Origin of the sequence: Acinetobacter sp. 16, from assembly GCF_033439925.1 — a bacterium.
In the GTDB taxonomy this organism is placed as follows: domain Bacteria; phylum Pseudomonadota; class Gammaproteobacteria; order Pseudomonadales; family Moraxellaceae; genus Acinetobacter; species Acinetobacter junii.
The window spans coordinates 724,566-740,683 of record NZ_CP137746.1 but is presented as its reverse complement, the minus strand read 5'-3'; the positions used below and the strand labels follow the sequence as shown (position 1 = coordinate 740,683).

The following is a 16,118-nucleotide window of genomic DNA, read 5'->3' as shown; positions in this document are numbered from 1 at the left end:
ATCAGATTTAATCATTTTCTGTAATATTGTTAATTGTATCTCACCCTCTGAAACAGCATTCCAATCAATCAACAGTCTGAGATCAATATAAAAAAGTAAGATAAGGTATAAAGCGAAAATGCCTCCACAAATACCTGTATGAAAAACAGAATGCTTTGCTTTGACTTGTAAAAGTGCAAATAGTGAAGCAAAAACAAAGCCTGTGCTTAAGATTAAAACAAAGACCATCAATTCAAAGTTATCTATCGCTAAAAAATATCGCATCAGACTGCAACTCACTGCTACTACGATCAGTAATCCCATGAGAAGAGCCCAATGCTTAATATAATCATTAAACACGGTAGTAATAATAAAGTTAAACTTTGATTGATAATGCTTTTTGAATAGCAGGACGTGCGGTCAAACGTTCAATATAGTCTTGAACATATGGATAATCCTCAAGCTGTATGCCTTGCCAATCGTAACGCAACGCCCACGGCAGGATAGCCATATCCGCAATAGAGTATTCACCAGCTACAAACTTTTGACCAATTAATTGTTTATTGAGCACACCATACAGACGTTTAGTTTCATTCACATAGCGCTCTATCGCATAAGGAATACGTTCAGGTGCAAATTTACTAAAATGATGATTCTGACCCAGCATCGGACCAAAACCACCCATTTGCCACATCAACCATTGCTCAACTTCAACACGTTCTTGTTCATCCGTAGGATAGAATAATCCAGTCTTCCGACCTAAATATTGTAGGATTGCACCTGATTCAAATACAGAAATCGGTTCACCATTTGGTCCATTTTGATCAACAATCGCTGGAATTTTATTATTTGGCGAAATACGTAAAAAATCAGGTTGAAATTGATCATTTTCCAAAATATTAATTGGGAAAATTTGATAATCCAAGCCCATTTCCTCAAGTGCAATGGTTATTTTATGTCCATTGGGTGTTCCCCAATAATAAAGATCAATCATTTTAAAATTATTCTCCATACACCGTAGATGGTGGCTCTTTACACACCTTAATAGATTTAAAAAGAAACAACAAGTTCTGTAAATTAAAAATAATTTTTATAATTATCAAATATATATAAAATTTATTTAAAAAAATAGATCTTTAACTTGAATTTTTTAAACTCAAACACATATTAATTATTGTGTTAGAAATGACGATTTTTAACATTCTGTCGATGTTTATACATGGCAGGTTTAAGTTTTATCTTCTTATTTTTAAAACTTTGCTGACCTCAGGAGGTTCTAATCATGAGTAATCTAAATCTTCATCCTTTATTTCGTCGTAGCATTGGATTTGACCGTTTAAATGATTTTATTGACTACGCCATGCAAAGTGATACACCCAATTATCCTCCATATAACATAGAGAAATCTGGTGAAAACCGTTATCGCATTGTGGTGGCTACCGCAGGTTTTAGCCTAGAGGAATTAGGACTGAGTTTAGAAAATCAGCTTCTTACCATTTCAGGTAAACCTGAGGTTGTTGAGACAGAAACAACTGAATATCTGCATAAAGGAATCGCGCGTCGTGCCTTTAAATTGTCTTTACGCTTAGATGAACATATTGAAGTTCAACAAGCTGATTATGAGAATGGTTTATTGGTCATTGACTTGGAACGAATCATACCAGAAGAGAAACTTCCACGCGAAATCCCAATTGGTAAGAAAAAACTTTTACTTGATCAGCCTGATTCTACAGAAAAAACTGTAAGTACTCAGTAATTATGCTTTAAATCAAAAAAGCCCTGCTATTCGAGCAGGGCTTTTTTGATGATTGGATGATTACTTTTTCTTTTTCGGACCAAGTAACATGCCCATCTGACGACCTTCCATCTTCGGAGCTTGTTCTACTACACCAAACTCCGCAACGTCAGCTTCAATCTTTTGCAATTGAGCTAGACCAAGTTGCTGATGCGCCATCTCACGACCACGGAAACGTAAGGTAATTTTCACTTTATTTCCTTCTTCAAGGAAACGTAAAATTGCGCGCAATTTTACCTGATAATCACCTACATCCGTTGCTGGACGTAACTTGATTTCTTTCACTTGCACTTGATGCTGTTTTTTCTTCGCATCTTTTTGCTTTTGTTTCAAATCAAACAAGTGCTTGTTGTAGTCCATGATTTTACAAACAGGCGGTTCTGCATTAGCAACAATCTCAACAAGGTCAAGATTTGCTTCTTCAGCAGCACGTAATGCTTCAGTTAATGAAACGACACCTTTTTGTTCTCCATCTGCAGCAACAAGGCGTACTTCTTTTGCACGGATCTCGTCGTTAATCGCAGGACGGTTACTTTTAGCACCTTGTTGTTGGTTACGGTCAGGCTGTTTAATCTTTATTACTCCACAATGTACCGGCCACGTTCGGCTACGGCAGATTTCACTAGATCAATGAATGCATCCACTGACATAGTACCTAAATTTTTTCCTGAGCGAGTACGGACATTGACAGTTCCCTCTTCAACTTCTCGGTCACCAAGAACCAGAAGATAAGGAATACGCTCTAGGGTACGCTCACGAATCTTAAATCCGATTTTTTCATTTCTCAAGTCAGAAATAGCACGAAGACCATTTTCTTTGAGTTTTGCAACGACTTGCTCACTCGCCTCAGCTTGAGAATCAGTAATGTTCATAACACAAGCTTGAACTGGGGCAAGCCAAGGTGGCATGAAACCAGCGTAATGTTCAATTAGTATACCAATAAAACGCTCAAAACTACCAAGTATTGCACGATGCAGCATGACTGGTTGATCACGTTCGTTTTCTTCCGTCACATATGAAGCATCTAAACGAATAGGTAAATTGAAGTCACACTGGATTGTACCGCATTGCCACACACGACCTAAGCAATCTTTTAATGAAAATTCAATCTTCGGACCATAGAATGCACCTTCACCTGGTTGCAAGTCCCAAGCCAAGCCAGCATCATCTAAAGCATCAGCAAGAGATTTTTCTGCTAAATCCCAAAGTGCATCATCGCCTACACGCTTTTCAGGACGTGTTGAAAGTTTCATTTGAACTTCTTCAAAGCCGAAGTCTTTATAAACATCTAAAGTCAGTTTAATAAAGTCTGCAACCTCTTTACCAATTTGCTCTTTGGTACAGAAAATATGTGCATCATCTTGGGTAAAGCCACGAACACGCATAATCCCGTGTAATGAACCAGATGGTTCGTTACGATGACATGAACCAAACTCCGCCAAACGGATTGGTAAATCACGGTATGATTTTAAGCCTTGATTGAACACTTGTACGTGACAAGGACAGTTCATCGGCTTAACTGCATAGTTACGACTTTCTGAATGAGTCGTAAACATGTTTTCAGCATAGTTCGCTGCATGTCCTGATTTCTCCCACAAAGTGAAATCAACAATTTGTGGTGTTTTAATTTCTTGGTAACCATTGTCTTGCTGAACTTTACGCATGTATTGCTCAAGCACTTGGTAGATTGTCCAACCATTCGCATGCCAGAACACCATACCAGGTGCTTCTTCTTGCATGTGGAATAAGTCCAAAGCTTTACCAATTTTACGATGGTCCCGTTTTTCAGCTTCTTCAATACGTTTGATATAAGCTGCTAACTGTTTTTTATCAGCCCAAGCCGTACCATATATACGTTGTAACTGTTCATTCTTCGCATCACCACGCCAGTATGCACCAGAGATTTTAGTGAGTTTGAATGATTTTAAGAATTTAGTGTTTGGTACGTGCGGACCACGGCACATATCCAAATAATCCTGATGGTAGTACAAGCCCATTTGTGTTTCATTTGGCATGTCTGCAATCAAGCGTAATTTGTATTCTTCACCGCGTGCTGTAAATTCTGCAATCACTTCATCACGTGGTGTCATTTTTTTGATGACATCATAGTCTTGATCGATGAGCTTTTTCATACGCTCTTCGATCGCCGCCATATCATCCAAAGTAAATGGGCGTGGCATCCAGATATCGTAATAGAAACCTTCTTCGATCACTGGGCCGATAACCATTTTCGCCTCAGGGAACAATTGCTTAACAGCATGTCCTACCAAGTGCGCACATGAGTGACGAATGATCTCTAGACCTTCTTCATCTTTCGGGGTAATAATCTGAACTGTCGCATCTTCTGTGATTAAATCACAAGCATCCACCAAACGATCATTGATACGACCAGCAACTGTATTTTTTGCAAGACCTGGACCAATGCTTTGAGCAAGTTCCATCACGGAAATCGGATGATCAAATTGCTTTTGATCACCATTTGGTAAAGTAATGATTGGCATAATAAAATCCTTAAGGAGTGATGCCCTATACGAAGGAGCATATCACCGCGAGATTATGTATTGAGGAGGAATCCTCAAAAGATAAAAAACGGCGGATAAAAAAGTATTCAAGATTTTACACAGGTTTAGATAAGGATGAAACCTTTGATTCAGAAAAACCAAAATCATTCAGGCAACACTTCAGACTAAAGCCTAAATGAATTCCGTTTAACAACACACTATGTTGTTATAGATATATGAAAATAACAGAAATGGAGTACAGACACATGGTGAGTGCATATGATGAATTACCAAGAACCCCTGCAAATTTTGTCGCATTATCTCCTTTACGCTATTTAGAACGTGCTGCGTATATTTACCCTCATCAAGCAGCAATTATTCATGGTGCTCGTCAAATCACTTGGCAGCAAACCTATCAACGCTGTCGCCAGTTTGCACATCAACTCAAAAATCTAGGTATTCAAAAAAACGATACCGTTTCGGTACTGTTACCAAATGTCCCTGCAATGATTGAAGCTCATTTTGCAGTACCAATGGCAGGTGCTGTACTCAATACGCTGAATACACGCTTGGATGCAAAAACTATTGCTTTCATGCTTACGCATGCAGAATCAAAAGTACTGCTTGTCGACCCTGAATTTAAAACCCTTGCAGAAGAAGCATTAACACTGATCAATCAAGATATTATTGTGATTGATGTATTTGATGAGGAATATGATGCTGAACAAATCGCACTTGGGCAGTACGAATATGAATCTTGGTTAGCTCAAGGTGATCCTGAATTTGAATGGTTGCTCCCACAAGATGAATGGGATGCCATTAGTCTGAATTATACTTCGGGAACTACAGGTAACCCGAAAGGCGTGGTTTATCATCATCGTGGCGCTTACCTCAATGCGGCAAGTAATATCTTGGCCTGCGGTATGAAACCTCGTGCTGTTTATCTGTGGACATTACCGCTCTTCCATTGCAATGGTTGGTGTTTTGCATGGTCAATTGCTGCCAGTGGCGGTACCAATATTTGCTTACGTCGAGTTGATCCAGTTTTAATTTTTAAATATATCGCTGAACACAAAGTCGATTATTTCTGCGGTGCGCCAATTGTCTTATCCATGCTCATCAATACTCCAGCAGAACAAAAAACAGCTTTCAACCACCATGTTGAAGTCATGGTTGCTGGAGCTGCCCCGCCCGTTGCGATTATTGAAGGTATGCGCCATATTGGAATTAATGTTAATCATGTCTATGGTTTGACAGAAACCTATGGCCCATCGGCATTATGTGCTTCGCAAGCAGGATGGAGTGACTTATCTATTCAAGAACAGGCTCAACTTCATTCTCGTCAAGGTGTTCCTTATCCACTCCAAGACAGTATGCGAGTACTTGATCCTGAAACGATGCAACCCGTACCGAATGATGGACAAACCATGGGCGAAATTATGTTCCGTGGTAATATCGTGATGAAAGGTTATCTCAAAAATCCACAAGCGACTGAAGAAGCTTTTAAAGGTGGTTGGTTTCATACAGGAGATCTAGCCGTTTGCCATCCTGATGGTTATGCCAAAATTACTGATCGCTCTAAAGATATTATCATTTCAGGTGGTGAAAATATTTCATCGCTCGAAGTCGAAGATGTACTTTACCGCCACCCTGCTGTACTCACCGCCGCAGTGGTCGCAAAACCTGATGAACGTTGGCAAGAAGTGCCTTGTGCATTTATTGAGTTGAAGCAAGGTGCATCTGCTTCCGCAGAAGAAATTATTGCACATTGCCAAAAAGAACTGGCTCGCTTTAAAGTTCCTAAAGATGTGGTGATTACTGAGATTCCGAAAACATCGACAGGCAAATTACAAAAATTTATTTTAAGAGAGTGGGCAAAAGAACGAGCTAGCGTTTCGTTTGAGAATTAATGCTTAAAAATAAAAAGAAGTTTCAACTGAAACTTCTTTTGGCTTTAACCTTGATCAGATAACAAGGCGACTTGCTGTACATAGTTCACAAATTTGAGCTTGGATGCGGCAAGTTCTTCTTCACTCACCTGCTGTTTGATATCTCGATGAATGCGTAAAACATGCTGACGCAAAGTATGGCGTTCAGAAGCATTAAACACTTTACTAAACTCATTAATGATTGGATCACCTTGATCAATCATTCGATCGACCCAACGCATCAATTGCATTTGTTTTTTAGCACCTTGTTGCGGTGTCAAATAAGATAAAATCGTGGTTTCATTTTCATTACGCAATAACTTACCAACACGTTGAAACTGACGACGGCGTGCTTCAAATGAACTGATCTTCTGCACTTCAAGTAATGCATCAATCAAACGCTCATCGACAGGAAGCTTTTGAATTTGTTTTGGATTGAGTTGAGCCAATTGCTCACCTAAAGCAGCCATACGTTGCACAGCTTTTTTTTGCTCGGTTCTACTCGCACGTCCTTCTAATGACTCAAAATCTTCATCTGTATAACGTTGTTGGGTACCACGTGCCACGATTACTCTGCCTCATAAAATTTTGCTGCGAACAGCGTTTGAATTTCTTCCAGTGCTTTTTCTTCATCAGCACCATCAATCACCAATCTTAATGTTGTGCCTTTACCAGCACCCAACATCAACAATGACATAATATTTTTTGCATCAACCAATTTATCGCCTTTCCCAATCCGAATAGAAGAGCGAAACTTTGTGGTGACTTCGATGAGTTTACCAGAAGCACGTGCATGTAAGCCGAGTTTATTAATTACATCAATCGTTGTGTCTATCATGACCAGTGCTTCATTTCTCTATGTAAAATTTGGACAGCCCATTTTGCCTCAAGAGCCTTTTTGAGTCTATCCACAATATAAACGGAACGATGTTGCCCACCAGTACAACCCACAGATATGGTCATGTAATGGCGATGCCCTTCAGCAAAGGCAGGCAACCACTTTTCAAGAAAAGCATAAATATCAGCAAACATCTCATTGGTTTGCTGATTACTTTCTAAAAATTGACGGACTGGCTCATCTAAGCCAGACAGACGGCGTAATTCTAAATCCCAATGCGGGTTTGGTAAATGTCTTACGTCAAATACATAATCAGCATCTAAAGGAATTCCGTGCTTATAACCAAAAGATTGCAAGATCACAATCAAATTATCTGACTGACCTAATTTTGACAATAAAATATGTTTTAAATCATGAACACTTTTATCTGTGGTATCAATATGAACTGTAGAGCGAAATTGTATCGGAATAAGCAGTTGCTTTTCTTCTTGAATACATTGCAACAGACTATTAAAACGACTCGCCAAAGGATGTGGTCGTCGTGATGCACTGAAACGCGCTATCAAATCTTGATCTTGAGTCGTCAGATAAATAACATCAACCGAACCATGTCTTTTTAACTGCTCGAAGACATGATCGAACTCTTGCATATCTGCACGAGTGCTTCGGATATCAACACCTAAGGCAAGTTGCTCCAAATTATTCTCATGATCTAGTTTTGCCACAATCTCAGGCAATAATGCCAAGGGTAAGTTATCTATACAATAATAGCCGAGATCTTCAAGCACTTGTAATGCTGAAGATTTCCCTGAGCCTGACTGACCTGTAACGATAAGAATACGCTTCATGGCATTTTGCCCTTTTATAGTTTTATGTTTTATGTTTTATATTCGACTTGTAAATTATCAATCAATCGTGTCGAGCCAAGTTTTGCAGCAACAAACAGAACTAAGTTTTGAGTAAACTGTTCAATTGGCTGTAAATTTGGCTGTCGAGCCTCGACATAATCTACAACAAAACCTGCTTGAGTCAACTGATCCGAGATTGTAGCCAAAACCGCTGACAAGGCTTTACCTTCATGGAGATCTTGCTCAGCTTGTTTCAATAGCTGATAAATCTTCGGTGCTGTTGCACGTTGCTCTTCAGTTAAATAACCATTACGAGAGCTTAAAGCCAAACCATCTTGAGCGCGAACAATTGGCACCCCAATCACTTCAAGTGGAATATTCAAGTCTTGAACTAATTGACGGATAACAGCAAGTTGCTGATAGTCTTTTTGCCCGAAAAATGCATAATCTGGCTGAACAATATTAAATAATTTAGTCACGACAACCGCAACACCATCAAAATGTCCTGGACGTGATTTACCACATAAATCGTCAGTAATCTGACCAACACTAATGTTAGTTAAACGTGGCTGTGAACCATACATTTGTTCAACAGAAGGCGCAAAAATAATATCGCAACCAACATCAGCCAATAAACGACTGTCTTGTTCTAGTGTACGCGGATAACTATCAAAATCTTCTCCAACACCAAACTGGGTTGGATTAACAAAAATACTTACGACAACGACATCGCAAATCTTCTTTGCCTCACGAACTAAGGTCAAATGACCTTCATGCAAATTCCCCATGGTTGGTACGAAACCAATCATTTTTTTTGCAGCACGCGCAGGTGAAAGAGACGCAGTTAAGCCTTGAATTGTTGTTTCTGTTTTCATGAATTACAGCTCAACTTGGAAAGTATGTTCTTTAGCTGGGAAAGACTGATCTTGTACAGCAGCATGATAGGCTTTAAAGGCATCTAGGATTGCTGTTTCACCTGATTGTTCTTTCATAAAGTTACGTACAAAACGTGCAACACGCCCAAATGTTAGCCCAAGCATATCCTGTACAACCAACACTTGACCATCGGTTTGATTACCTGCACCAATCCCAATCACAGGTGTGTTTGGAAATAATTCAGCAATTTCTTTACCCAGTTGTGCTGGTACGCATTCAAGCAATAAAACTGCTGCGCCAGCATCAACTACAGCTTGGCAGTCTGCAATCAATTGATCAGCTGCTTCACGTGTTCTCGCCTGTAGTTTATAACCGCCAAAAACATGTACAGACTGAGGTGTTAAACCCAAATGTACACAAACAGGAATACCATTACGTGTAAGCACTTGAACCAATTCACTTAACCATGCACCACCTTCGATCTTGACCATCTGCGCGCCAACTTGCATCACAGCTTTTGCACTTTTCAAACCATCTTCAAGTGTCGCATAACTCATAAATGGCAAATCAGTCATGATCAAAGCATGCGAATTACCGCGACGAACAGCAGCAGTATGGTAAGCCATATCTTCTACTGTTACAGGAAGGGTTGAGTCCCGTCCTTGTATCGCCATTCCGAGAGAATCACCGATTAAAATCGTATCGATTTCAGCCAGTTCCATTGCTTTAGCCATACTTGCATCGTAACAAGTTAGACATGAAAACTTGCGTCCTTCGGCTTTAAACTTTCTTAAGTCACTTAGACTAATCATGATGGTGTCCTCTACAGGCATTTCCAGAACAGACAAATCTTAAGCATTTGCCCAAGATTGATCTGCGATTACAGTCAAATTTGCTTGCTGTAAAAGTTCTAAATCTCTTAAAGAATGACCATTTATTTGCAAATGATCATCTAAATCTAATAATGGAATCACGACAAAATCACGCTCCAACACACCAACATGTGGCACGGTCAAACGCTCATTGTGTATCTGCTCTTGTCCATAAATCAGTAAATCCAGATCAAGAGTCCGCTCTCCCCAATGACGCAAACGAATACGTCCAGCATCTTTCTCAAACTGTTGCAATTGATCAAGCAAATCTAGTGGTGACAATTCTGTATCTAACTGAACCACAGCATTCAGATAATGAGGCTGATCTTGCGGTCCCATCGGTGGACTTTGATATAGTTTAGAGACTTGAACAGTACCCAAACTTGATAATTTCAAAACTGCTTCTGCAAGAATGTGTTTTGAGTCACCTAAGTTTGAACCTAAACCAATATAAGTACGAATCGTCATTGCGTCGGTCCAAAAACAACTTCTGCTAAATCACGTTTTACACGTTTACGTTTCAAAATCGGATGATCAGCATGAATTAAATTTGAATCAGTTGAAGCTTTCTCAATAAAACGATTGACCGAATCATCTGTTCTAACACGCTCTTTTTTAGCACGTCGATTTTTAGGTTCAGGTACATTCACCAAAGGTTCAATTTCAGTAGTCTTTACATCATCAACTTCAGCAAGCTTACGTCTTGATTTTGTACGTTGGCGATTATATTGACGAATAACCGCTTCTTTTTGATCAATTGACATCTCTTGGTAGTTTTCCCACCAAACACCCATACCATCTGTGCTTGTGTCACCAGACTTCTCACGAAGCAATAAGAAATCAAATCCTGCGCGAAAACGTGCATGACCTGCTAGGGCTTCTATTTGTTGCGGTTTTGGATTGAGCAAACGTGTCTGCATTTCCCAAACTTCACGAATAAAAGTTTCAGCAAAACGAGGAATAATAGTTCGAGTCGCTTGACGTTTTAAAACATCCAAACCTGCTTGTGCGCGAGCCTCTGCAGGAACTATCCCTTTATTTAAATAAAAATCACATCGCTCTAAAAACGGTTTCCATAACAATACCGCATAGAAAAATGCAGGATTAATAGTTTTGCCAATTTGAATACGCTGATCTGTATTTCTAGCTGCACGCTCGATAAAAGCAGTGATGTTCGGTGGAATTTCAGCAAACAATTGCTTCCAAACACCAAACTCAATCAACATCGGTAGAACACGGTTCAGGTGTCCCATCGTAAATAATTTTTGAGATTCATCATATAAACGATGCGGAGAGACATCACGCAACAATTGCGTCATCTCAGGATTAAATACATCTAAGATCGAAGAATCAATTTGAAAGTTTAATTTTGCAGCAAAACGCAAGGCACGTAGCATTCTTACAGGATCTTCTTCGAAACGCTGTGCTGGTTCCCCAAGAAATCGTAATGTACGTGTTTTAATGTCATCAACTGCATGACAAAAATCTAGAACGATGGCTTTACGGGGTTGATAATATAAAGTGTTAATTGAGAAATCACGGCGAGCAAAGTCCTGCTCAATCGTTCCCCAGTTATTATCTCGTAAGATCATACCAGAAGCACTGGTTACTGCTTTTTTAGGCGGTGCACGGAAGGTCGCAACTTCAATTAATTCTCGACCAGAATAAACATGTGCAAGCTCAAATCGTCGACCAATAATACGGCAACGTCGACCAAAAACCTCTTTAACTTGAGCTGGTGTAGCATTGGTAACTGCGTCAAAATCCTTAGGATTAAGACCAAGCATCATATCGCGAACACCACCACCGACGATATAAGCTTCATAACCTGCTTTAGTGAGGCTATCAATTACATCAAGAATTGAAGGTGGTAGTTGAGTTGTGGACAAACCACATTTTGACGCGCGCAAAGTTTGCAAAAGACACTGTCTCCTACGTCAGGACGTAAATAACATTTTGTCGCTAATCATAGCTCTAACACACACAAAGGGCAATTTATTCTGTTGAAGTTTCAACAGATCAATTGCTCAGATTAGTGACTTTTTCCCTATTGAATCTTAAAGTATGAGCTTTGCTTTATTCTTCTCAAGCAGTTTTGGCCCGATTCCTTTTACATTCATTAATTCATCTATTGTTTTAAAACCACCCTTCTTTTGGCGGTATTCAATGATTGCTTGAGCTTTTTTCTGTCCCACTCCATTCAAAGTTTGTAACTGTTCTAGATTTGCCTGATTCAAACTAATTTTATCTGACTGAATATTTATAGAAGATGAAAATTGTTTGGTGTTTTGCTGACTAGGTCTTGATAAATAGTAACTATTGTTGGGCTGTTTAGCTAACTGCTGGTCACGCGCTTGCTGTTGAGCTTTCCACTTTTCATAAGATTGATCAAATTGCTGCGCATAACCACTTGTATAACACCCAAGCCATAGTAAAATCAGTATAAATAGATTATGTCTGCTGCGTGGCTTCGACAAAATCATGTGTTTTCCCCTCAGTTTTTAATTGTCGTTTTGCTTGCTCCCAGAGTTCATCCATTTCCGCCAAACTCATTTTTTGCAAGTCTTTATTTTGTCGTTGTGCTTGTTGTTCAATATAAGCAAAGCGGCTTCTAAATTTATAAATTGTTGCCAACAATGCCATCTCACTCGACTGCCCCAGTTTACGACCAACGTTGATCAAAGAAAATAGGCAGTCTCCGAATTCTTCTTGTATTTCATCATTTTTTTGATTTTTAATTGCTTGTTGCAACTCTCCTAACTCTTCTTCTAATTTCGCATAAGCATCAGTCACCGTTTCAAAATCAAAACCAAGTTGCGCTGCTTTCTTTTGAACCTCTTGTGCTTGAACCAAGGCTGGAGCATGTTTGATTTCATCTAATCTAGATACACTTTTATCTTTTTTTTCTTGTTGTTTAATTTGCTTCCACAATTCACTTACTTGGTCTGAACTCAAATCTTTAAACTGATCTGCTTGGAAAACATGTGGGTGACGACGTATCAACTTTTCACTGATTGCATCTACCACATCGTTAAAATCAAATGCCCCTTTCTCACTAAACATTTGTGATTGAAACACCACTTGCAACAGCAAGTCACCCAATTCATTTCGAATCTCATCAATATTGCCCTCACGTATGGCAGCTTCGACCTCATAAGCCTCTTCAATTGCATAACGCGTTAAACTTTCAGGTGTTTGTTGTTGATCCCATGGACATTTTTGTCTTAATTCCTGCATGATCTCTAATAATTTTTCCATGATGACCTCCTCAAACCTAAACCGCTAAATTGTTGCAGCATAAAGCCGCTTGTGCGTAATATGCACCCACTCAAGAAATATCAATATAAAGGACAGCAATGCAAGCTAGTGTTTTTATCAGTGGTGCTGCACAAGGAATTGGCGCTGAAATCGCACGTTTATTCCATAAGAATGGCTATAAAGTTGGAATTTATGACATTAACCAAGAACTTGCTGAGCAATTAGCCACTGAGTTAGGTGAGAATGCTAAGGCTGGTTACCTCGATGTCAGCAATTACCGTCAATGGCAAATCGCCTTACAAGAGTTTAGAAACTGGGCTGGTGAACTCAATATTTTAGTCAATAATGCGGGAATTTTGTATTCTGGACCATTTGAAAAAACAGATATCCAATCACACCATCGCACCATTGATATCAATGTCAAAGGCATTATTAATGGCTGTCATACGGCTTTAAATCATTTGCAACAGGCAAGATTTGCTCGTGTTATCAATTTATCCTCTGCTTCAGCAATTTATGGTCAAGCGGATTTAGCCTCATATTCCGCAAGTAAATTTGCCGTTCGTGGTTTAACTGAAGCATTAGATGTCGAATGGCAAAAGTACAATATTCGTGTACTTGATGTCATGCCTTTATTCGTTCAAACCAATATGGTGAAGAATATGGATGCAGGTAGTATTCAAAATATCGGCGTTGATTTAACCCCTGCTGATGTTGCCAAACAAGTATTACATTTGGCACAACAAAAAGATCATGCTTTAATTCCGACACATACGCCTGTAGGCATCAAAACCAAGCTGATGTATCAATTGTCGAGTATAAGCCCACAATTTTTAAATCGACTCACCAATATTTTCTTATCGAAGCGCTAATACAAAAAAAGCTGCATTTACATGCAGCTTTTTATTAATTTAGCTTCCTTGAACCAAACGCCTAGCGCTAATAATCCCTGGTTGTTGCTCCAAACGAGCTAATAACCGAGACAATTGCGCCAAACCTTTAACTTCAATCAAGAGTTTCATATTGGCGATACCATCTGCCTCAGAAATCGTATTGACCTGACGAATATTAATTTGGTCTGAGAAAATCACCTGTGTGAGATCTTTCAGTAAACCACGGCGATCATACGCTTCCACCACGATTTGAACACTCTGCCCTCGTGTTGGCTGCATTTCCCAATCCGCCTCAACTGCTCGTTCAGTCTCTTGAGTCGTCATACGAATATAATCAGGACAAGCCACTTTATGGATACTTACACCACGATTTAAAGTGATATAACCACCAATTGACTCACCATGAACAGGTTGACAGCACTGTGCAATATGCAGTTCTACGTTATCCAAACCATCAATCAAAATCCCATGCGCAGATAAAGTATGGCTTGCACGTGGATTCAATGCTGGTTTCAGCACCAATTCAGGCTCATCTTGATCTAGATGCATTTGACGATTAACTTGATTAATCAATGCATGTAGACTGATATCACCACTCACCAAAGCCACTAAAATATCATCACCAGATTTCAAATTGAAATGTGATGAATAATCTTTTAGATCAATACTCTTTGGATGAATCGCTAAACGCGCCAACTCTTTATTGAGTAACTCACGTCCAACTTCAATATTTTTACTACGATCTTGCTGTCTAAACCAGTGACGTAACTTATCTCTTGCTCGAGCGGTTTTAATATAACCTAAAGAATTCACCAACCAATCACGATTAGGTTCACGATCTTTCTTCGTTAAAATTTCAACTTGCTCACCTGTTTTCAAGGTATAAGTAAGTGGAACATAACGCTGGTTAACACGTGCAGCATAACACTTGTTACCGACTTCAGTGTGCACATGGTAAGCAAAATCTAAAACAGTCGAACCACGGGGTAATTCTTTAATATCCCCATCACGACTGAACACATAAATCTTTTCAAAATTTTCAAAATCTTGAATATGATCAATACCATTAGACTCATCATCTTCGGCATGTGGTGTTGTTTCAGTACGTTCTTGGTAATGTTCAAGCACTGCACGCAAAGAGTGTAAGCGATCATTAAATGAATGATCGGTATTCTTCGCACCTTCTTTATAGTTAAAGTGCGAACATACGCCTAATTCTGCCTCATTGTGCATTTCAAACGTACGGATTTGTACTTCAAGTGACTTATTCTCAGCAATCACAGCCGTATGCAAAGAGCGATAGCCATTTGCCTTAGGATTGGTTACATAATCATCAAACTGATTTGGAATATGACGCCACAACTGATGCACAATACCCAAAGCGTGATAGCAGTCAGGAACTCCCTTAACCAAAACTCGAACAGCACGAATATCATATAACTGATCAAAGCTAAGGTTCTTGCTTTTCATTTTGCGATAAATCGAATAAATGTGTTTTACTCGACCACTAATTTCAGCTTGGATATCATGCTCTGCCAATTCAGTTTTGAGTTTATCAATCACAAATTGGATATATTGTTCGCGCTCTAAACGCTTTTCATTCAACAAAGAAGCAATTTCTTTGTATCGCTCTGGCGCTAAATATCGGAATGCAAGATCTTCAAGTTCCCACTTGAGTTGAGCAATCCCTAGGCGATGCGCTAAAGGCGAATAAATCGTTAGAATTTCTCGTGCTACACGCTCTTGACGCTCTTTACTTGCAGTCGCCAATTCACGTAAGGCATAAGTACGCTCAGCAAGCTTAATCAGTACAACACGAACGTCTTCCGTCACTGAGATCAGCATTTTATAAATGCCACTCAGGTGTTCGCGCTGATTGTTATTAAAATGATCTTCTAAACGTTTATTTTTTTCGATCAACTCAGAGAGCTTACCCATTGCAAGCGTACCTTTTACAAGGCTCAACACTTGCTCTCCAAATTGTTGTTGAATATCTTCTAAAGTAATCAGGCCTTCACGTACACTACGATATAAGACAGCTGCCGAAAGCGTATCTTCATCAACATGTAAGTGTGCCAAAATATCCGCCATACCAATACCTGTACTAAAGGTATTGCTACGATGATTCACCGTTGTTTCTAACTCTTTTTCTAAGCTAAGTTGCGCAACTTTTTGTAGTTGCTTTAACTCTGCCCCACCCAAGATATCGCGCACTCGATCTAACCATGAGACTAGACCACTTTGCGCTTCAGCGGCATGTTCTACAGTCGTTTCCTCTGACAACTCGTGAAGTCGTCCAGGTAACTGCTCACGTACTGTGACCATACCAT

16 protein-coding genes are annotated in these 16,118 nt (G+C 39.4%); 3 read left to right on the top strand and 13 right to left on the bottom strand.

Translation table 11 applies throughout. From position 1 onward, the window contains the following. Window positions 1-355: 355 nt before the first annotated feature. Window positions 356-973: a glutathione S-transferase N-terminal domain-containing protein gene (locus tag R2H34_RS03525; protein ID WP_004960689.1), complete on the bottom strand. Its 618-nt coding sequence runs from the start codon at window positions 971-973 to the stop codon at window positions 356-358. A gap of 288 nt (window positions 974-1,261) precedes the next feature. Between R2H34_RS03525 and R2H34_RS03520 the strand changes: the two genes are divergently transcribed. Further along, window positions 1,262-1,735 carry an Hsp20 family protein gene (locus tag R2H34_RS03520; protein WP_318342418.1) on the top strand — a complete coding sequence of 158 codons (474 nt, stop codon included), beginning with the start codon at window positions 1,262-1,264 and terminating at the stop codon, window positions 1,733-1,735. A 60-nt stretch (window positions 1,736-1,795) separates the two neighbouring features. On the opposite strand, the gene infC is transcribed toward R2H34_RS03520, so the two are convergent. Both infC and thrS read right to left on the bottom strand, forming a co-directional pair. After that, entirely contained in the window at window positions 1,796-2,347 is a 552-nt protein-coding gene (gene infC, locus R2H34_RS03515; RefSeq protein WP_075696111.1) for a translation initiation factor IF-3, read from the bottom strand. A 5-nt stretch (window positions 2,348-2,352) separates the two neighbouring features. Further along, window positions 2,353-4,275 carry a threonine--tRNA ligase gene (gene thrS / locus R2H34_RS03510; RefSeq protein ID WP_004906717.1) on the bottom strand — a complete coding sequence of 641 codons (1,923 nt, stop codon included), beginning with the start codon at window positions 4,273-4,275 and terminating at the stop codon, window positions 2,353-2,355. A gap of 266 nt (window positions 4,276-4,541) precedes the next feature. Here thrS and R2H34_RS03505 point away from each other — a divergent pair, with 266 nt between their 5' ends. Then, on the top strand, window positions 4,542-6,185 hold the full coding sequence (locus R2H34_RS03505; protein WP_151830151.1) for an acyl-CoA synthetase: 1,644 nt from the start codon (window positions 4,542-4,544) through the stop codon (window positions 6,183-6,185). A 44-nt stretch (window positions 6,186-6,229) separates the two neighbouring features. Here R2H34_RS03505 and yjgA read toward each other — a convergent pair whose 3' ends face one another. From yjgA to mazG, 9 genes are all read right to left on the bottom strand, one after another. Continuing rightward, window positions 6,230-6,769 carry a ribosome biogenesis factor YjgA gene (yjgA, locus tag R2H34_RS03500; RefSeq protein WP_005164369.1) on the bottom strand — a complete coding sequence of 180 codons (540 nt, stop codon included), beginning with the start codon at window positions 6,767-6,769 and terminating at the stop codon, window positions 6,230-6,232. Window positions 6,770-6,771: 2 nt separating this feature from the next. After that, a complete protein-coding gene (locus tag R2H34_RS03495; protein ID WP_039047744.1) occupies window positions 6,772-7,041 on the bottom strand; it encodes an HPr family phosphocarrier protein in 270 nt (89 codons plus the stop codon). Beyond that, a complete protein-coding gene (gene rapZ / locus R2H34_RS03490) occupies window positions 7,038-7,889 on the bottom strand; it encodes an RNase adapter RapZ (protein WP_004906708.1) in 852 nt (283 codons plus the stop codon). The genes R2H34_RS03495 and rapZ overlap by 4 nt, the downstream gene beginning before the upstream one ends. Before the next feature lie 29 nt (window positions 7,890-7,918). Continuing rightward, window positions 7,919-8,764, bottom strand: coding sequence for a pantoate--beta-alanine ligase (gene panC / locus R2H34_RS03485; protein ID WP_004960706.1), 846 nt, complete (start codon window positions 8,762-8,764; stop codon window positions 7,919-7,921). 3 nt (window positions 8,765-8,767) lie between these two features. After that, complete coding sequence (gene panB, locus R2H34_RS03480; protein WP_004906704.1) at window positions 8,768-9,577, bottom strand: 3-methyl-2-oxobutanoate hydroxymethyltransferase; 810 nt, start codon at window positions 9,575-9,577, stop codon at window positions 8,768-8,770. 39 nt (window positions 9,578-9,616) lie between these two features. Then, a complete protein-coding gene (folK, locus tag R2H34_RS03475) occupies window positions 9,617-10,105 on the bottom strand; it encodes a 2-amino-4-hydroxy-6-hydroxymethyldihydropteridine diphosphokinase (RefSeq protein ID WP_004960709.1) in 489 nt (162 codons plus the stop codon). Then, window positions 10,102-11,556, bottom strand: a complete 1,455-nt coding sequence (gene pcnB, locus R2H34_RS03470) for a polynucleotide adenylyltransferase PcnB (protein WP_039047743.1) — start codon at window positions 11,554-11,556, stop codon at window positions 10,102-10,104. The genes folK and pcnB overlap by 4 nt, the downstream gene beginning before the upstream one ends. A 138-nt stretch (window positions 11,557-11,694) precedes the next feature. Beyond that, window positions 11,695-12,120, bottom strand: coding sequence for a ComEA family DNA-binding protein (locus R2H34_RS03465; protein WP_039047742.1), 426 nt, complete (start codon window positions 12,118-12,120; stop codon window positions 11,695-11,697). Beyond that, window positions 12,089-12,895: a nucleoside triphosphate pyrophosphohydrolase gene (gene mazG, locus R2H34_RS03460; RefSeq protein ID WP_039047741.1), complete on the bottom strand. Its 807-nt coding sequence runs from the start codon at window positions 12,893-12,895 to the stop codon at window positions 12,089-12,091. Before mazG ends, R2H34_RS03465 begins: the two co-directional genes overlap by 32 nt. Window positions 12,896-12,993: 98 nt before the next feature. On the opposite strand from mazG, the gene R2H34_RS03455 reads away from it, so the two are divergent. Continuing rightward, the gene (locus R2H34_RS03455) at window positions 12,994-13,767 is read left to right on the top strand and encodes an SDR family oxidoreductase (protein ID WP_039047740.1); all 774 of its coding nucleotides are present in this window, start codon (window positions 12,994-12,996) and stop codon (window positions 13,765-13,767) included. A 39-nt stretch (window positions 13,768-13,806) separates the two neighbouring features. Here the strand turns inward: R2H34_RS03455 and R2H34_RS03450 are convergent, their stop codons facing one another. Then, window positions 13,807-16,113 (bottom strand): RelA/SpoT family protein, encoded by a 2,307-nt coding sequence (locus tag R2H34_RS03450; RefSeq protein ID WP_004960720.1) that lies wholly within the window; start codon window positions 16,111-16,113, stop codon window positions 13,807-13,809. Window positions 16,114-16,118 lie beyond the last annotated feature (5 nt).